The organism is Alistipes sp. UBA6068 (genome assembly GCF_949428155.1).
GTDB lineage: Bacteria > Bacteroidota > Bacteroidia > Bacteroidales > Rikenellaceae > Alistipes > Alistipes muris.
This window is the reverse complement of record NZ_CASQFS010000005.1, coordinates 76858-93049: the sequence shown is the minus strand read 5'-3', so window position 1 is coordinate 93049 and position 16192 is coordinate 76858. Positions and strand designations below refer to the sequence as shown.

Genomic DNA, 16192 nt, shown 5'->3' with positions numbered 1-16192 from the left:
ATGAACTGTCCCGAATTCCGCAACCGTATAATCGACCTGCTCGACGGCCGCAACTTTACGCACGAAGAACAGCACCACTTGGAACATTGCCCGGACTGCGCTGCCGAATTCCGTGCCGCCGCCGAAGCCCTCGATGCAGTCACGCCCCGCAGCAATCCCCGCGCTTCCGACAACTTGCGCGACCGCATTCTGACGGCCGCCGCATCGGCCGGACATCCCCGCCGGAACCGCATCTACCGCCTGTTCGGCACCATGGCAGCCGCAGCCGCAATCTTTGCCGGCGTGCTCCTGCTCACCGTCCGCACGCCGGCTTATGCTGCCCGCAAACACTTCGGATGTGCCGCAGCCGTGATGAACGACGTGAAAACGCTCCGCATCGCCCTCCGCATCCGAACAACACCCCGCGAGAATTTCACCTACACCGACCCCGCGCTGCCGCCGATACCCTGCACCGTAACGGTCGAATACGGCGACACGCTGCGCTGGCGCATCGAGAAACCGGGCCGCACGGCCCTCTGCGACGGCGAAACGGCACGCATGTGGCTCCGGGATGCCGGGGAAGGGTGGTGCAGCCAAGCCGACGGCTACCATCCCGAAGGCGAACTCGGACTGCTGCTCGACCTGCAACGGCTGCTGCTGGCCGAACAGGCGCAGGCATTCCGCACGAAAGGAGCGCAATATGAAATCACAGAGGATGCCGCCACCGTCCGGCTTACCGTCGCAATGCCGGCCCGGGGCGATTTCAGCCAAAGCGACTATCTGCTCAACAGCTCCATCGCCGAATCGAACACCCTGCGCGAATACCGTTTCGACAAGCAGAGCGGCCGGCTGCTCGACCTGCGCATCACGGCCATTCTGCCGGACGGCAGCCGCTCCGTCCTGCTGGAAAGCACCGGCATAGTCTACGACGAACCCGTCGACCGGGCCATATGGGAAGTACCCGAAGGCATCGAGTGGATCGACCTTGCAGAGCCGGTCTCCGGCGCACAGCTGGTCGACATATCGGCCGAAGAGGCGGCGGCCCGCGTTCTTCGGGCAATAGGCTCGTGGGACGAAACGCTACTCGACGAAGCGCTCCATTACTATGGTACCGACATCCGCAAGGAACTCGAAGCGCACTACAGAGGACTTGCAGTCATCGCCATCGGCCAAGCGGTACGCTCGGGCCAGTATGCCGGCGTCTTCGTACCCTGCAAAGTCCTCCTGGCCAACGGCAAAACCGAAAAACTGATGCTGGCCCTGCGCAACGACAACCCCGAAAAGTGCTGGCTTGTCGACGGCGGTCTCTGATCCGAACCTGCCGGAAAAACAAAACCCCGGTTTGCCAAAGGCAAACCGGGGTTTTACCGTAAAACGGGAATCCGTTACATCATGCCGCCCATACCGCCTGCGGGCATCGGGGGCATGGCGGGCTGCTCGGACTTCTTCTCGGCCAGCACGCACTCGGTGGTGAGGAACATCGACGCGATGGACGCGGCGTTCTCCAAAGCCACGCGCGACACCTTGGTGGGGTCGATGATACCGGCCTTGAGCATGTCCTCGTACTTGTCGTCGCGGGCGTTGTAGCCGAACGCATCCTTGCCCTCGCGGACCTTGTTGACCACGACCGAACCCTCGCCGCCAGCGTTGGCAACGATTTGGCGCAGGGGCTCCTCGATGGCACGCTTGACGATCTGAATACCCGTCGTCTGGTCGTCGTTGGCACCCTTCATACCCTCCAGAGCGGCCGTAGCGCGGATGTAAGCCACGCCGCCGCCCGGAACGATACCTTCTTCGACGGCAGCACGCGTAGCGGCCAGCGCATCGTCGACGCGGTCTTTCTTCTCCTTCATCTCGACCTCGGTAGCGGCACCGACGTAGAGCACAGCCACACCGCCGGCCAACTTGGCCAGACGCTCCTGCAACTTCTCCTTGTCGTAGTCGGAAGTGGACTTCTCGATGGAAGCGCGAATCTGAGCCACACGGGCAGCGATTTCCTCCTTCTTGCCAGCTCCGTCGACAACGGTGGTGTTCTCCTTGTTGAGCGTCACCTTATCGGCCGTGCCGAGCATTTCGAGCGTCGCATCCTCGATTTTCATCCCCTTGTCGGTCGAAATGACGGTGGCACCCGTCAGCACGGCGAGGTCCTCCAACATCTCCTTGCGGCGGTCGCCGAAACCGGGAGCCTTGCACGCGGCGATCTTCAACGTACCACGCAACTTATTGACAACCAAAGCAGAGAGAGCTTCGCCGTCGACGTCCTCAGCGACGATCAACAGCGAACGTCCGCTCTGAGCCACGGGCTCCAACACGCCCATGAGCTCCTTCATGGTCGAAATCTTCTTGTCGGTGATGAGGATATAGGGCTTTTCGAGCTGGGCCTCCATCTTCTCGGGGTCGGTGATGAAGTAAGCCGAAACATACCCGCGGTCGAACTGCATGCCCTCGACCACCTCGACGTGGGTCTCGGTACCCTTGGCCTCCTCGACGGTGATGACACCCTCCTTGTTGACCTTGGACATGGCCTCGGCGATGAGCTTGCCGATGTTCTCGTCGTTGTTGGCCGAAATGGTAGCGACCTGCTCGATTTTGGCGAAGTCGGAACCCACCTCCTGGCTCTGCTTACGCAGCGACTCGACGACAGCGGCCACGGCCTTGTCGATACCGCGTTTGAGGTCCATGGGGTTGGCACCCGCGGTGACGTTCTTCAGCCCGACGCCGATGATGGCCTGGGCGAGAACGGTAGCGGTGGTGGTACCGTCGCCGGCATCGTCGTTGGTCTTCGAGGCGACCTCCTTGACCATCTGGGCGCCCATGTTGGCGAACGGGTCCTCCAACTCGACCTCCTTGGCGACGCTGACACCGTCCTTGGTGACCTGCGGAGCCCCGAACTTCTTGTCGATGATGACGTTGCGGCCCTTGGGACCGAGCGTGACCTTCACGGCGTTCGACAAAGCGTCGACACCCTCCTTGAGGAGCTCGCGCGCCTCGACGTTATATTTGATTTCCTTTGCCATAGCTCTTTAAGATTAGATGATTGCCAAAATATCGTTCTGCTTCATGATGAGGTAATCGGTGCCGTCGATCTGAATTTCCTGCCCGGCATACTTGCCGTAGAGGACCTGATCGCCCGCCTTGACCTCCATTTTGACCTCCGAAGTACCGGGGCCGACGGCGATGACCTTGCCTGCAAGGGGTTTTTCCTTGGCCGTGTCGGGAATGATGAGGCCCCCGGCCGTTTTCTCCTCCGCGGGATTCGGCAGAATCAGCACGCGGTCCGATAAAGGTTTTACGTTCATAATCTTTGCTGTTTATTTGGTTTTTAGATGTCTTGTACGTGCACAGGCAACTCCCTATCCATCAAGAGGTGTGCCAACCCATTTTTGGCAGGCGCGACGTGACAAAGCTACAGCCCGGACTGCCATTTTGTCACCCACGGGCGGCGACCGACGATTTTTCGGCGCTTTTATTTGGCGAAAGCGAAAAAACGTATTACATTTGCATCCCGATACGGCATCGCGCCGTAGAGATGGTGGATGTAGCTCAGTCGGTTAGAGCGTCGGATTGTGGTTCCGAAGGTCGAGGGTTCGAGCCCCTTCTTCCACCCTATTTTCAAGAACAAGGCGTCCAACAAAATTGGACGCCTTTGTTTTGTCGGGATGCGGTCAAGCCAAGTCCGGACTTCCTTGTCGCATCCCGACAAAAACGCTTCCTGCGGAAGCCGTTCTTTTTTCCGAAGCACCTCTCACGGATAGGGGTTGCGGGGCGAAAAGATGTCCATTTCAATGGCCGCCCCGCGACTGCTGCGCAGTTCGAGCCCCTTCTTCCACCCTATTTTTCAAGAACAAGGCGTCCAACAAAATTGGACGCCTTTGTTTTGTCGGGAAAATCGCGGATCAACCGATGACCTGCCTGCGAATCATGGCCGGACCAACCCCATCCGCTGCCGGGCGAAAGACATGACCCACGCCGGAGGCTGGTTCCGGCCGAGCAATCCGCGCATGTAATCCATATAAGGCTCGGCGTGGCGGAAGTATTGCAGCAGCCCCTCGCACAACGAATTCTTGCGGCAGCCGTCCGCTCCGGTCTCGAACCGATGCTTGGGACACTCGCCGCGACATGCGAAATAATAGTTGCAGCGCAGGCACTCGGCGGGCAGCGCGTTGCGCTTGGCCAGCCCGAAGTCGTGACGCTTCCGGGACCGATAGATTTCGGAAAGCGGCGTGTCGCGGATATTGCCCAACCGATATTCGGGGTAGACGAAGTGGTCGCAGGAATAGACGTCGCCGTTGTGTTCGACCACCAGCGCGTCGCCGCAGGTCTCGCCCATCGAACAGACGCCCGGCGGAACGCCGCACCACTGCGCCAGCGTGGCCTCGAACAGCTGCACGTAACATTGCCCCACGTCGCTCACCACCCACCGGTCGAAAACGTCGCACAGAAAATCGCCGTAGCCTTTCGCCGTGACGGACCATTCGGCCAGCCGCGCCCCCTCGTGCTCCGGCGAAACAATTGCCGGACGGCGCATCCCGGGACGGTCGACGACATGCTCCACAGCAGGCAGGAACTGCATGTAACGGCTGCCGACCGTATCGCGAAAAAAACGGTATATTTCGGCGCCGCGCCCCTCGCACATCCGGTTCACGACGCTCAACGTGTTATATTCCACCCCGAAGTCGCGCAGCAGCCCGACGGCCCGCATCACCTGCCCGAACGTCGGCGCACCGCCCTTGGTCGTGCGGAACGCATCGTGAATCTCTTCGGGTCCGTCGAGCGAAACGCCCACCAGAAAAGCGTTGGCCGCAAAAAATTCGGCCCATGTCTCGTCGATCAGCACCCCGTTGGTCTGCAACGTGTTTTCGATATGCTTGCCGTCGGCATACCGCCGCTGCAAAGCGACCGCCTTGCGATAGAAATCGAGCCCCAGCAACAGCGGCTCCCCGCCATGCCAGCAAAACTGCACGGTCGGCACTTCGTTGGCCTGGATGTACTGGCGGACATAGAGTTCCAGCAGTTCGTCGCTCATGACGGCCTGGCGGCCGCCGTACTGCGCCGCCTTGTCGAGATAATAACAATAGCGGCAATCGAGGTTGCAGGCCGAACCCGCAGGCTTGAGCATCGTGGTGAACGCAACGGGCCCCGCCTGCTTCTCCGCATCGCGAAAGGTGAAAATATCCTTCATCGTCGTAAAAATACGACATCGGTTCGGGATTTCAAAACGCCGCCCCGGCAAAACCGACTGCGGCCAAGGTTGCGGCAAAAAAAATCCGCACTTATACTCTGTCCGTCTCCTGCGGCTCTTGGAGCCGCGCGGGCCGCAGCCTCCCCCGGCGGAGGCCCGCAAGCGTGCCCCGCAGGCTGCGTCCGAAAACCCTGCCTGCCCAGCGGCCATGTTACAGACAAAAAAATTCCGGCAGCCTATTGCAGACTGCCGGAACCGGTTATTGAAGTGCGAAACTTACTTGCGGTATACCTTGGTATAGCCGTAAATCGCTTCGTCGCCCAGCTCCTCTTCGATGCGGAGCAGCTGGTTGTACTTGGCCATACGGTCCGAACGCGACATCGAACCGGTCTTGATCTGACCCGAGTTGGTAGCCACGGCGATGTCGGCGATGGTCGAATCCTCGGTCTCGCCCGAGCGGTGCGACGTTACCGACGTGTAGCCTGCGCGGTGTGCCATTTCGATGGCGTCGAGCGTCTCGGTCAGCGAACCGATCTGGTTCACCTTGATGAGAATCGAGTTGCCGCAGCCCATTTCGATGCCCTTCTTCAGAAAGTCGACGTTCGTCACGAACAAGTCGTCGCCGACCAGCTGGCACTTGTCGCCGATGGTGGCGGTCAGCAGCTGCCAGCCCTCCCAGTCGTTCTCCGACATACCGTCCTCGATCGAGTCGATGGGGTACTTCTCGACCAGGCCCTTGAGGTACTCGACCTGCTCCTTCGACGAACGCTTGGCACCCTTTTCACCCTCGAAGATGGTGTAGTCGTAGATGCCGTCCTTGTAGAACTCCGACGAAGCGCAGTCCATGCCGATCATCACGTCCTTGCCGGGAACATAGCCGGCTTTCTCGATGGCCTTGATGATGGAATCGAGAGCGTCCTCCGTGCCGTTCAGCGCGGGAGCGAAACCGCCCTCGTCGCCCACGGCCGTCGACAGACCGCGCTCGTGCAGCACCTTCTTGAGGTTGTGGAACACCTCGGCGCCCATGCGCAGACCCTCCTTGAGCGACGGAGCGCCCACGGGACGAATCATGAACTCCTGGAACGCGATGGGAGCGTCGGAGTGCGAACCGCCGTTGATGATGTTCATCATCGGCACGGGCAGCGTCTTGGCGTTGGCTCCGCCGATATAGCGGTAGAGGGGCATCCCGAAGTAGTCGGCGGCAGCGCGTGCCACGGCCAGCGATACGCCCAGAATGGCGTTGGCGCCCAGGTTCGATTTGGTTTTCGTGCCGTCGAGGGCAATCATCGTCTTGTCGATGCCCACCTGGTCGGCTACGTTCATGCCGATGATGGCCGGAGCGATTTTCTCGTTCACGTTCTTCACAGCGTTCAGCACGCCCTTGCCCAGGTAGCGGCCCTTGTCGCCGTCGCGCAGCTCCAGCGCCTCGTTTTCGCCCGTCGACGCACCGCTCGGCACGGCGGCACGACCGAAAGCACCCGATACGGTGCGCACTTCGACCTCGACGGTCGGATTTCCTCGCGAATCGAGGATCTCTCTTGCATGAATCTCTACAATCTGCATAGTCTTATGAATTTGATTGGTTACTGAATCTTTCGCACAAATCTGCCGCTCCGGGCCTCAGTCCCCGGCTTCCGGCCGCGGAGACCCGCCATGGGTGCGTGCCGTCCGCAACGTTCCGCCCGAAAAACCGGCAGTGCCGCAAAGGTATAAAATTATTGTGAATCGGCGCTGTCCGTTGTTATTTTTTTCACGCTTCGCCTGCCGCAGCCCGGCAAAAGCGCCCTACCGCATCAGCAGCGAAGAATCGCCGTAGCTCAGGAAACGGAAATCGTGCGCGAGAGCGTAGTCGTAGATGCGCCGCCAGTCGTCGCCGACATAAGCCGCGACCAGCAGCAGCAACGTGGACGAGGGCTGGTGGAAATTGGTGACGATGCGGCTGACGATGCGGAACTCGTAACCCAGCGGCGTAATCATGATTTGCGTGGCGGCTTTCAGCCGGTCGAGCCCCTGCTCATCCATATAGGCCAGCAGTTCCGCCAACGCATCGCGGCCCGAAAATTCGTGGGGAACGTCGTACAGCTCCCATTGTCCGATGACCCGCCCGGCGTCGGGAGTCCCGGCCGTGCGGATTCGCCACGCAAGAGCCGTCAGCGATTCGAGCGTACGCACCGAAGTGGTTCCCACGGCCGTGATGTGGCCCCATTTTTCGAGCAGCCGCGCCACCGTCGAACGCCTCACCTCGAAATGCTCGGTGTGCATCGGGTGCCGCGCGGCGTCCTCCTCCTTGACGGGCAGGAACGTTCCCGCACCCACATGGAGCGTCACCTCCTCGAACCCGAAACCGCGCTGCTCCATTTCGCCGATCAGTTCGGGCGTGAAGTGCAGCCCGGCCGTCGGCGCCGCGACCGAACCCTCGAACTTCGAGTAGACGGTCTGATAGCGCGTATTGTCGATTTCCTCGCTCTCGCGGTTCAGGTAGGGCGGAATCGGAATCCGGCCCAGGCATTCGAGCAGCTGGCCGAACGTCAGCGGCGCCGACCACTCGAAGCGCACGAGCCGCTCGCGCCCCTCCTCTCCGACCAGCCAGGCCCGCAGATGCTCGGGACGCCCCTCGTGCTCGAAGTTGATTTCGACATAGCCCTCTTTCCATTTCTTGACGTTGCCCACGATGCACGACCACTCGCAGCTGCCCGTCACGGCGAACGCCCGTTCGTAGTCGGCCGGGGCGTGGGGTTCGAGACAGAACACCTCGATGCGGGCGCCCGAGGGCTTGTGCATGATGACCCGGGCCCGGATGACCTTCGTGTTGTTGAACACCAGCAGCTCCCCGGCAGGCAGCGCGTCGCCTATCTGCGCGAAACGCCGTTCGCCGATTTCGCCGCCCTGCCACACCAGCAGCTTGGAATCGCTGCGCCGCGCCAGCGGAAATTTGGCGATCCGCTCCTCGGGCAGGTCGTAGCAGTAGTCGCCGATAGCTATGTGTCGTTCCATCTTCGTCTTGTTTGGGTGCGCAAAGTTAAGAAAAAACAGCGATTCTCCGCTCCGGGCCCGCCCCGATACGATACCGCCGGGCCCGGTTCCGAACGGCCTTTCGCTTTCGGGTTTTCAACTTTCGCCTTATTTTCGTATCTTCGCGACGCATTATTAAAAGGTATCAACCCGATGAAAACCGACTTTCTGGTGATCGGCTCCGGCGCCGCGGGTCTCACGTTCGCGCTCAAGGCCGCCGCCCACGGCCATGTCACCATCGTGACGAAAGGCGAGATGAAGGAGTGCAACACCAACTATGCCCAGGGCGGCATCTGTTCGGTGACCTACGCCCCCGACACGTTCGAGAAACACATCGAGGACACGCTGGTCTGCGGCGCGGGCAAGTGCCGGCAGGAGGCGGTCGAGCTGGTGGTGCGCCATGCGCCCGATTCCATCCGCGACCTCATCGGCTGGGGCACGCGCTTCGACAAGACGCCCGACGGCCGCTTCGAGCTCAACCGCGAGGGGGGCCACACCGAGCACCGCATCCTCCACCATGAAGACCTCACGGGCGCCGAAATCGAACGGGCCCTTATCCAGTCGGTCCGCAGCCACCCCGACATCACCGTGCTGGAACACCATTTCGCCGTCGACCTGCTGACGCAGCACCACCTGGGCGAATTCGTCACGCGCCACACCCGCGGGCTCGCCTGCTTCGGGGCCTACGTCCTCAACGAGCGGACCAACGAAATCGAGACCATGCTGGCCAAAGTCACCGTCGTCGCGACGGGCGGCTGCGGCAACATCTACTCCACGACCTCCAATCCCGTCGTAGCCACGGGCGACGGCATCGCCATGTGCCACCGCGCCAAGGCGCTGACCGAGAACATGGAGTTCATCCAGTTCCACCCCACGACGCTCTACAACCCGGGCGAGAAGCCCAATTTCCTCATTACGGAGGCGATGCGCGGCTTCGGCGCCATCCTGCGCCTGCAGTCGGGCGAGGAGTTCATGGACAAGTACCACCCCATGAAGTCGCTGGCCCCCCGCGACGTGGTGGCCCGCGCCATCTACCGCGAAATGACCCGCCGGGGCGAAGATTTCGTCTATCTGGACGTCACCCACAAGGCCCCCGAAGCGGTCCGCAGCCACTTCCCCAACATCTACGAGAAGTGCCGTTCGATAGGCATCGACATCACGCGCGACCTGATTCCGGTGACCCCGGCGGCCCACTACTGCTGCGGCGGCGTCAAGGTCGACACCGACGGGCAGACCTCCGTCAAACGGCTCTACGCCTTGGGCGAAACCTCCTGCACGGGGCTCCACGGCGCCAACCGGCTGGCCTCCAATTCGCTCATCGAAGCGGTGGTCTACGCCGACCGGGCTGCGGCCCACGCTGCGGCAGAGCTCGGCAAGACGGATTTCCAGGAAGGCATTCCCGACTGGGATTTCGAGGGTACGCAGCACACCGAGGAGATGCTGATGATCATCCAGTCCAAGCGCGAGATGCAGACCATCATGTCCAACTACGTGGGCATCGTCCGCTCGAACCTCTCGCTCAAGCGCGCCATGCGCCGCCTGTCGACCCTCTACGAGGAGACCGAGGAACTCTACGGCAAGACCAAGCCCAACCGCGAGCTGTGCGAACTGCGCAACATGATTGCCGTGGCCTACCTCGTCATCAAGCAGGGCCGCGAAATCAAGGAATCGGTGGGCTGCCACTATAATATAGACTATCCCAAAGAGAATTAAAAATGAAAAATTAAGAATTAAAAATCATTTTTCCGGAAGTTGGCCTTGCAGCAGAACAGGACACCGCTCGGTTCCCGACCTCCGCAATTTTTAATTTTTCATTCTTAATTTTTAATTACCGACTATGGCTTTACACGACGAAATAGCGCGCCGCCGCACCTTTGCGGTCATCGCGCACCCCGACGCGGGCAAGACGACCCTGACCGAAAAACTGCTCCTGTTCGGCGGCGCCATCCATGTGGCCGGAGCCGTCAAGAGCAACAAAATCAAGAAAGGCGCCACCTCCGACTTCATGGAAATCGAGCGCCAGCGCGGTATTTCGGTCGCCACGGCCGTCATGGGATTCGAGTACGCCGGCTGCAAGATCAACATCCTCGACACCCCCGGCCACGAGGATTTCGCCGAGGACACCTACCGCACCCTCACGGCCGTCGATTCGGTCATCATCGTCATCGACGGCGCCAAGGGCGTCGAGGCCCAGACGCGCAAGCTGATGGAGGTATGCCGCATGCGCAAAACCCCCGTCATCGTCTTCATCAACAAGCTCGACCGCCCCTCCAAGGAACCGTTCGACCTGCTGGACGAGGTGGAAAAGGAGCTGCACATCCGCGTGCGGCCGCTGGCATTCCCCATCTCCAACGGCCCGACGTTCAAGGGGGTCTACAACCTCTACGAAAAGAGCCTTTCGCTCTTCACCTCCGACGAGAAGCAGACGGCCGACGCTTCGACGGTCGAAATCCGCGACCTGCAAGCTCCCGCGCTGGCAGAGCACATCGGCGCCAAGTTCGCCGAGCAACTGCGGCAGGACGTCGAACTGGTCGAGGGCGTCTACGACGAATTCGACCGCGATGCCTACCTGCGGGGCGAGCTGGCGCCCGTCTTCTTCGGCTCGGCGGTCAACAACTTCGGCGTGCGCGAGCTGCTCGAATGCTTCGTGCGCATCGCCCCCGCACCGCGTCCGGCACCTACCGAAACACGCACCGTAGAGCCGCAGGAAGGCAAAATGACGGGCTTCGTCTTCAAGATACACGCCAACATGGACCCCAACCACCGCGACCGCATCGCCTTTCTGAAAATCTGTTCGGGGACTTTCGAGCGCAACAAAAACTACCTCCACGTGCGCAGTGGCAAGCAGATGAAATTCTCGTCGCCCACGGCGTTCATGGCCGAAAAGAAATCAGTCATCGACACCGCCTACCCCGGCGACATCGTGGGTCTGCACGACACGGGCAACTTCAAGATAGGCGACACCTTCACCGAGGGCGAGCCTCTCAAGTTCACGGGCATCCCGTCGTTCGCGCCCGAGCAGTTCCGCTACATCGAGAACGCCGACCCGATGAAGTTCAAGCAGCTGGCCAAGGGCATCGACCAGCTCATGGACGAGGGTGTGGCACAGCTTTTCACCAGCTCCCTCAACGGCCGCAAAATCATCGGCACGGTGGGCGCGCTCCAGTTCGAGGTCATCCAATACCGCCTGGAGCACGAATACAACGCTTCGTGCCGCTGGGAGCCGATTTCGATTTACAAGGCCTGCTGGATCGAGAGCGACAACGCCTCGCAGCTCGCCGACTTCAAGAAGCGCAAGCACACCAACATGGCCGTCGACAAGCACGGCCGCGATGTCTTCCTCGCCGACACAAGCTATGCGCTCGCGCTGGCACAGGAAAATTTCAAGGACATCCGGTTCTCGTTCGCGTCGGAATTTTAGGAAAGTAAAAAGTGAAAGGTGAAAGGTGAAAAGCAGGCTGCTAAAACGTTTTAATCGGCAGTACACTTTTCACCTTTAACCTTTCAACTTTCACATCGGATTACTGCCAGAGTTTTTCGGGATACTCTCCGGCGTCGACCAGCGCCCGGATTTTGTCGACCACGCCCTGCCGGTCCTCGGCATAGGTCACGCCGAACCACCGGGCCGTGGTGTCGAGCACTTCGACCGCCGCCTTACCGCTCACGATCAATTCGTTGACCACGAACGGAATATAGAATTCAGCCTTGGGCCGGTCGATATTTTCGGCCAAAAAAGTCTTGAACAGCTCCTCCGAATAACGGAAATAGTCGGGCGTGAAGCCCCACATGTTCATCGACACCGGCGTCGTCTCGAGCGTCGTCTCGGGCCGCCCGTCATCGCCCGTAAAGGTAATCTCGCCATCCACGCGCGCAATGTCGGTCCGTTCGGTCACGCCGGTCAGATAGCCCTCGGCATCGGTCCGGCAGACGCCCCGCGACACGGTGCCGCTCTCCGACAGGGTGTTGCCCACGCGGTAGCCCACCATGCAATAGCGATTCTCGCCCTCGGCCTGCGAAAGCCATTCGGCCAGCACGCGGAAACCGTCGCGGCCGTAGAAATCGTCGGCATTGATGACGGCGAACGGCTCACGGATGGCGTCCTTGCCCATCAGCACGGCGTGGTTGGTTCCCCACGGTTTGGTCCGCTCCGCCGGGCAGGCGAAGCCCTCGGGCAGCGCGTCGACCGACTGGAAAACCACCTCCACAGGAACGTGGTTCGCGTATTTCGCAAGCACCTTTTCGCGGAAATCCTGCTCGAAATCCCTGCGGATGACGAAGACCACCTTGCCGAAGCCGCTGCGCACGGCGTCGAAAATCGAGTAATCCATGATCGTTTCGCCGTGGGGTCCCACCCCGTCCAGCTGTTTCAGACCGCCGTAGCGCGACCCCATGCCGGCCGCCAGCACAAAAAGCGTAGGTTTCATCGTTTGTTTTTCGTTTTTCGGAATGTAAATATAGCCCTTTTTTCGTAAAAACCCGCACCGGAGGTTTGAAATATGCCGCCGTTTGACTACTTTTGCACGCATAAAATCACCCCTACATGTCTCGTAAAATCGCGGCGGCAATCGGTTCGGTCCTCCTGCTCTCGGGAGGCTGGCTCTCGCTTTCGGGGCTCACGCTGCCTGTGGCGCTCGTGCCGCTGCTGTGGATAAGTTCGACCTACGACGCATCGCGCCGCTCGTGGTGGCGCATGCTGGGGTGGGCGGCGCTCGCTTTCGCGCTGTGGAACATCGCCACCATCTGGTGGATATGGAACGCCACGCCCGTGGGGCCCGTTGCAGCCACGCTCGCGTCCACGACGCTGAACCTCGTGGCTTTCATGCTCTACCACAGCGTCTCCAAAAAAGGTCCCAAGGCGCTGGCCTACACGGTGCTGGTCGCCGCATGGCTCGCCACCGAATACTGGTACACCGTGGGCGAATTCTCGTGGCCGTGGCTCATCCTCGGCAACGGTTTCTCGCACGACGTATGGGCTGTGCAGTGGTACGAATATACGGGTGTCTTCGGCGGTTCGCTGTGGGTGCTGCTCTGCAACATTCTCTTTTTCGAGGCTTGGCAGGCGCGGCGCAGCGTACGGCGCTGGGTGGCGGCAGGTTGCATGCTGCTTCTGCCCATGCTTCTCTCGCTCGGCATCTGGCTGAGCTGGGAGCAGCCCGACGAGAGCACGGCCCGCGTGACCATCGTTCAGCCCAACGTCGACTGCTACGACAAGTTCCACACCGACGCCGCGCGGCAGGAACGCAACCTCATCGACCTGCTGGCCCGCGTTCCGGCCGATGCGCAGTTCATCCTCCTGCCCGAAACGGCCCTGCCGGGCTACTACCGCGAACCCGCCGTCGCAGGCCGATTTCCCGACGAACTTCTCGACACGCTCCGCCGCCACGCTCCCGGCGCCCTGCTCGTCACCGGAGCCAATACCCTGCGCCGCTACCCCGCGGGAGCACGGACCCGCACGGCCCGCCGCTATGCCGACGGCACCTACTACGACATTTTCAACTCCGCCCTCGGGCTCGACACCGCAGGCCGCCGCCAAATCCACCACAAGGGCCGGCTGGTCATCGGCGTGGAGAAAACCCCCATGCCGTGGCTTTTCGAGTGGCTGGAATTCCTGGTCATCGACCTCGGCGGCACGCTCGGGCAAATCGGCGTGGGCCCGCACGGCACAGCGTTCACGCACAACGGCATCTCCGTCGGCCCGGCCATCTGCTACGAGGGGCTCTACGGCGACTTCTACGGCGGTTTCGTCCGCCGCGGCGCGCAGTTCATGGCCATCGTCTCCAACGACGGCTGGTGGGGCGACACGCCGGGCTACCGCCATCTGTTCACCATTTCGCGCCTGCGGGCCATCGAACACCGCCGCGCCGTCGCCCGCTCGGCCAACACGGGACGCTCGGGCTTCATTTCGGCCCGCGGCGACACGGGCGCGACCCTCGGCTGGGAAGAACGCGGCATCCTCACGGCCGACGTGCCGCTCAACTCCCGACAGACCTTCTACACCCGCTACGGCGACTACCTGGGCCGCATCGCCGAATACGTCCTGCTGCTCTCGCTGCTCTACTACCTCGCCTACCGGGTCCGCAAACGCAATCACCTCGTACAATAGCACAACTTCGGTATGAACTACACCCAGACCCTCGAATTCCTCTTTCAGGCCCTGCCCGCCTACGAAACCAAAGGCGCCACGGCCTACAAACCGGGATTGGAGCGTATCGCCGCATTCTGCCGCCACATGGGCAACCCGCAGCGCAACTTCTTCACCGTCCACGTGGCCGGCACCAACGGCAAAGGCAGCGTCTCGCACATCATCGCCTCGGTGCTCCAGCAGGCGGGCTACCGCACGGGGCTCTTCACGTCGCCCCATCTGGCGGATTTCCGCGAGCGCATCCGGGTCGACGGCGAGATGATTCCCAAGCAGAAGGTGGTGAACTTCGTCGACAAGCACCACGACAAGATGGTCGAACTGGGGCTTTCGTTCTTCGAGATGACCACGGCCATGGCGTTCGACTTCTTCGCGCAGAGCGACGTCGAAGTGGCCGTCATCGAGACCGGACTGGGCGGACGGCTCGACGCCACGAACATCATCGTGCCCATCGTCAGCGTCATTACCAACGTGGGGCTGGAACATACCGACCTGCTGGGCGACACCTTGCCGAAGATTGCCGCCGAAAAGGCAGGAATCATCAAGAAAAGCATTCCGGTGGTCGTCGGCGAAAGCGATGTCCGCTACAACCCCGCCATCGAGCAGGCGGCCACGGCCAACAAGTCGAAGGTCGTCTATGCCGAAGAAGTCTTCGCCTGCGAAGAACAGCACCCCAAGGAGAACGGTCAGCAGTTCCGGCTGCGCCGCACGCGCGACAACCGCCCTTACGAGATAGAACTCGACCTGGCGGGCGACTATCAGCGCCGCAATATCATCACGGCGGCGGCGACCATCGACTTCCTGCACGAAGAAACCCCGCTCACCATTTCGCGCCGCGCCTTTGTGGAGGGGACCCGCCATGCGGCGGCCAACACTTCGCTGCTCGGCCGCTGGCAGCGCATCGCCGACGCGCCGCTGACCGTCTGCGACACGGGCCACAACGCCCACGGCATCGCCTACGTAGCCGAACAGCTCAAGGCCACGCCGCACGAAAAACTCTATTGTGTGGTAGGATTCGTCCGCGACAAGGATTTGGCGCACATCCTGCCGCTGCTGCCCCGCGATGCGCACTACATTTTCACGGCCGCCCAAAGCCACCGCGCCCTGCCGGCCGCCGAACTCGCCGCCAAGGCCGCCATCTACGGATTGCAGGGCGAAACGGCGGACACCGTACCCGAAGCGCTGGCCCGCGCCCGCGAACTCGCCGCGCCCGAAGACATGATTTTCATCGGCGGAAGCACCTATGTCGTGGCGGAAGCGATGGAGTAATTAAAAATGAAAAATTAAGAATTAAAAATCATTTTTCCGGGAACGGACAGCCATGAGGGGGGGGGCATTCAGCAAAGGCCGCAAAGGCCGCAAACTCCGAGCGCTTCGACCCGGCCGGAAGTCCGTACAGAATATGAATCCGGTCCGCATCTGTTCGGCTCCGACAATTTTTAATTTTTCATTCTTAATTTTTAATTACCGAAACGGGAGCCTTTCGAGGCTCCCGTTTCGCTTTTACGCTTCTCCCATCTTGGGTCCGGCGTCGGACGGCTGCTGGGGCGAGGGGATTTCGATTTTGCCGACGCTGCTTTCGTAGCGCACGATATTCTCCTGCAACGACCGCAGCAGGCGCTTGGCATGCTCGGGCGTCAGAATGATGCGGCTCTTGACCCGGGCCTTCTGCACGCCCGGCAGCACGGTCGCGAAGTCGACGATGAACTCCGACGTAGAGTGGGATATGATTGCCAGATTGGAATAGTGGCCCTGGGCCACCTGCTCGTCCAGCTCCACATCGAGCCCGAACTGTTTCATCTCTGCCATAGCGTTCCAAGATTGTTGACGGGTACAAAAATACCCTTTTCCGAGGCCCGTTATGCAGGAACCGGGCCGAA

At 61.1% G+C, this 16192-nt stretch carries 12 protein-coding genes and 1 tRNA gene; 6 read left to right on the top strand and 7 right to left on the bottom strand.

Annotated features, from left to right (window positions below; translation table 11 throughout):
• On the top strand, window positions 1-1290 hold the full coding sequence (locus QVG21_RS04195; RefSeq protein ID WP_287922533.1) for an anti-sigma factor: 1290 nt from the start codon (window positions 1-3) through the stop codon (window positions 1288-1290).
• 74 nt (window positions 1291-1364) lie between these two features.
• Here QVG21_RS04195 and groL read toward each other — a convergent pair whose 3' ends face one another.
• Window positions 1365-2996 (bottom strand): chaperonin GroEL, encoded by a 1632-nt coding sequence (groL, locus tag QVG21_RS04190; protein ID WP_251213896.1) that lies wholly within the window; start codon window positions 2994-2996, stop codon window positions 1365-1367.
• A 12-nt stretch (window positions 2997-3008) separates the two neighbouring features.
• Window positions 3009-3278 carry a co-chaperone GroES gene (locus QVG21_RS04185; protein WP_251213897.1) on the bottom strand — a complete coding sequence of 90 codons (270 nt, stop codon included), beginning with the start codon at window positions 3276-3278 and terminating at the stop codon, window positions 3009-3011.
• Between the two features lie 232 nt (window positions 3279-3510).
• On the opposite strand from QVG21_RS04185, the gene QVG21_RS04180 reads away from it, so the two are divergent.
• Window positions 3511-3586, top strand: a tRNA-His gene (locus QVG21_RS04180).
• Between the two features lie 312 nt (window positions 3587-3898).
• On the opposite strand, the gene QVG21_RS04175 is transcribed toward QVG21_RS04180, so the two are convergent.
• The 3 genes from QVG21_RS04175 to QVG21_RS04165 form a co-directional block, all read right to left on the bottom strand.
• Window positions 3899-5161: an anaerobic sulfatase-maturation protein gene (locus tag QVG21_RS04175; RefSeq protein WP_287922530.1), complete on the bottom strand. Its 1263-nt coding sequence runs from the start codon at window positions 5159-5161 to the stop codon at window positions 3899-3901.
• Between the two features lie 276 nt (window positions 5162-5437).
• Complete coding sequence (gene eno, locus QVG21_RS04170) at window positions 5438-6724, bottom strand: phosphopyruvate hydratase (protein ID WP_287922528.1); 1287 nt, start codon at window positions 6722-6724, stop codon at window positions 5438-5440.
• A gap of 222 nt (window positions 6725-6946) precedes the next feature.
• The gene (locus QVG21_RS04165; protein ID WP_287922526.1) at window positions 6947-8155 is read right to left on the bottom strand and encodes an S-adenosylmethionine:tRNA ribosyltransferase-isomerase; all 1209 of its coding nucleotides are present in this window, start codon (window positions 8153-8155) and stop codon (window positions 6947-6949) included.
• Window positions 8156-8326: 171 nt separating this feature from the next.
• On the opposite strand from QVG21_RS04165, the gene nadB reads away from it, so the two are divergent.
• Together nadB and QVG21_RS04155 are read left to right on the top strand one after the other, a co-directional pair.
• On the top strand, window positions 8327-9886 hold the full coding sequence (nadB, locus tag QVG21_RS04160) for an L-aspartate oxidase (protein ID WP_287922524.1): 1560 nt from the start codon (window positions 8327-8329) through the stop codon (window positions 9884-9886).
• A 124-nt stretch (window positions 9887-10010) separates the two neighbouring features.
• Window positions 10011-11594, top strand: a complete 1584-nt coding sequence (locus QVG21_RS04155) for a peptide chain release factor 3 (RefSeq protein ID WP_287922522.1) — start codon at window positions 10011-10013, stop codon at window positions 11592-11594.
• A 100-nt stretch (window positions 11595-11694) separates the two neighbouring features.
• Here the strand turns inward: QVG21_RS04155 and QVG21_RS04150 are convergent, their stop codons facing one another.
• A complete protein-coding gene (locus QVG21_RS04150; RefSeq protein ID WP_287922520.1) occupies window positions 11695-12597 on the bottom strand; it encodes a nucleotidyltransferase family protein in 903 nt (300 codons plus the stop codon).
• A 116-nt stretch (window positions 12598-12713) separates the two neighbouring features.
• Between QVG21_RS04150 and lnt the strand changes: the two genes are divergently transcribed.
• Window positions 12714-14276, top strand: coding sequence for an apolipoprotein N-acyltransferase (lnt, locus tag QVG21_RS04145; RefSeq protein ID WP_287922518.1), 1563 nt, complete (start codon window positions 12714-12716; stop codon window positions 14274-14276).
• Window positions 14277-14288: 12 nt separating this feature from the next.
• Window positions 14289-15581 (top strand): bifunctional folylpolyglutamate synthase/dihydrofolate synthase, encoded by a 1293-nt coding sequence (locus tag QVG21_RS04140; protein WP_287922516.1) that lies wholly within the window; start codon window positions 14289-14291, stop codon window positions 15579-15581.
• A gap of 234 nt (window positions 15582-15815) precedes the next feature.
• On the opposite strand, the gene QVG21_RS04135 is transcribed toward QVG21_RS04140, so the two are convergent.
• Window positions 15816-16121 (bottom strand): DUF3467 domain-containing protein, encoded by a 306-nt coding sequence (locus QVG21_RS04135; RefSeq protein WP_251213908.1) that lies wholly within the window; start codon window positions 16119-16121, stop codon window positions 15816-15818.
• Between the last annotated feature and the right edge of the window lie 71 nt (window positions 16122-16192).

Excerpts from the sequence above, each read along its gene's own strand:
- nadB (WP_287922524.1), top strand. The coding sequence starts at position 8,327 with ATGAAAACCGACTTTCTGGTGATCGGCTCCGGCGCCGCGGGTCTCACG.
- QVG21_RS04165 (WP_287922526.1), bottom strand. The coding sequence starts at position 8,155 with ATGGAACGACACATAGCTATCGGCGACTACTGCTACGACCTGCCCGAG.
- QVG21_RS04140 (WP_287922516.1), top strand. The coding sequence starts at position 14,289 with ATGAACTACACCCAGACCCTCGAATTCCTCTTTCAGGCCCTGCCCGCC.
- groL (WP_251213896.1), bottom strand. The coding sequence starts at position 2,996 with ATGGCAAAGGAAATCAAATATAACGTCGAGGCGCGCGAGCTCCTCAAG.
- QVG21_RS04150 (WP_287922520.1), bottom strand. The coding sequence starts at position 12,597 with ATGAAACCTACGCTTTTTGTGCTGGCGGCCGGCATGGGGTCGCGCTAC.
- lnt (WP_287922518.1), top strand. The coding sequence starts at position 12,714 with ATGTCTCGTAAAATCGCGGCGGCAATCGGTTCGGTCCTCCTGCTCTCG.
- QVG21_RS04135 (WP_251213908.1), bottom strand. The coding sequence starts at position 16,121 with ATGGCAGAGATGAAACAGTTCGGGCTCGATGTGGAGCTGGACGAGCAG.
- QVG21_RS04195 (WP_287922533.1), top strand. The coding sequence starts at position 1 with ATGAACTGTCCCGAATTCCGCAACCGTATAATCGACCTGCTCGACGGC.
- QVG21_RS04185 (WP_251213897.1), bottom strand. The coding sequence starts at position 3,278 with ATGAACGTAAAACCTTTATCGGACCGCGTGCTGATTCTGCCGAATCCC.
- QVG21_RS04155 (WP_287922522.1), top strand. The coding sequence starts at position 10,011 with ATGGCTTTACACGACGAAATAGCGCGCCGCCGCACCTTTGCGGTCATC.
- QVG21_RS04175 (WP_287922530.1), bottom strand. The coding sequence starts at position 5,161 with ATGAAGGATATTTTCACCTTTCGCGATGCGGAGAAGCAGGCGGGGCCC.
- eno (WP_287922528.1), bottom strand. The coding sequence starts at position 6,724 with ATGCAGATTGTAGAGATTCATGCAAGAGAGATCCTCGATTCGCGAGGA.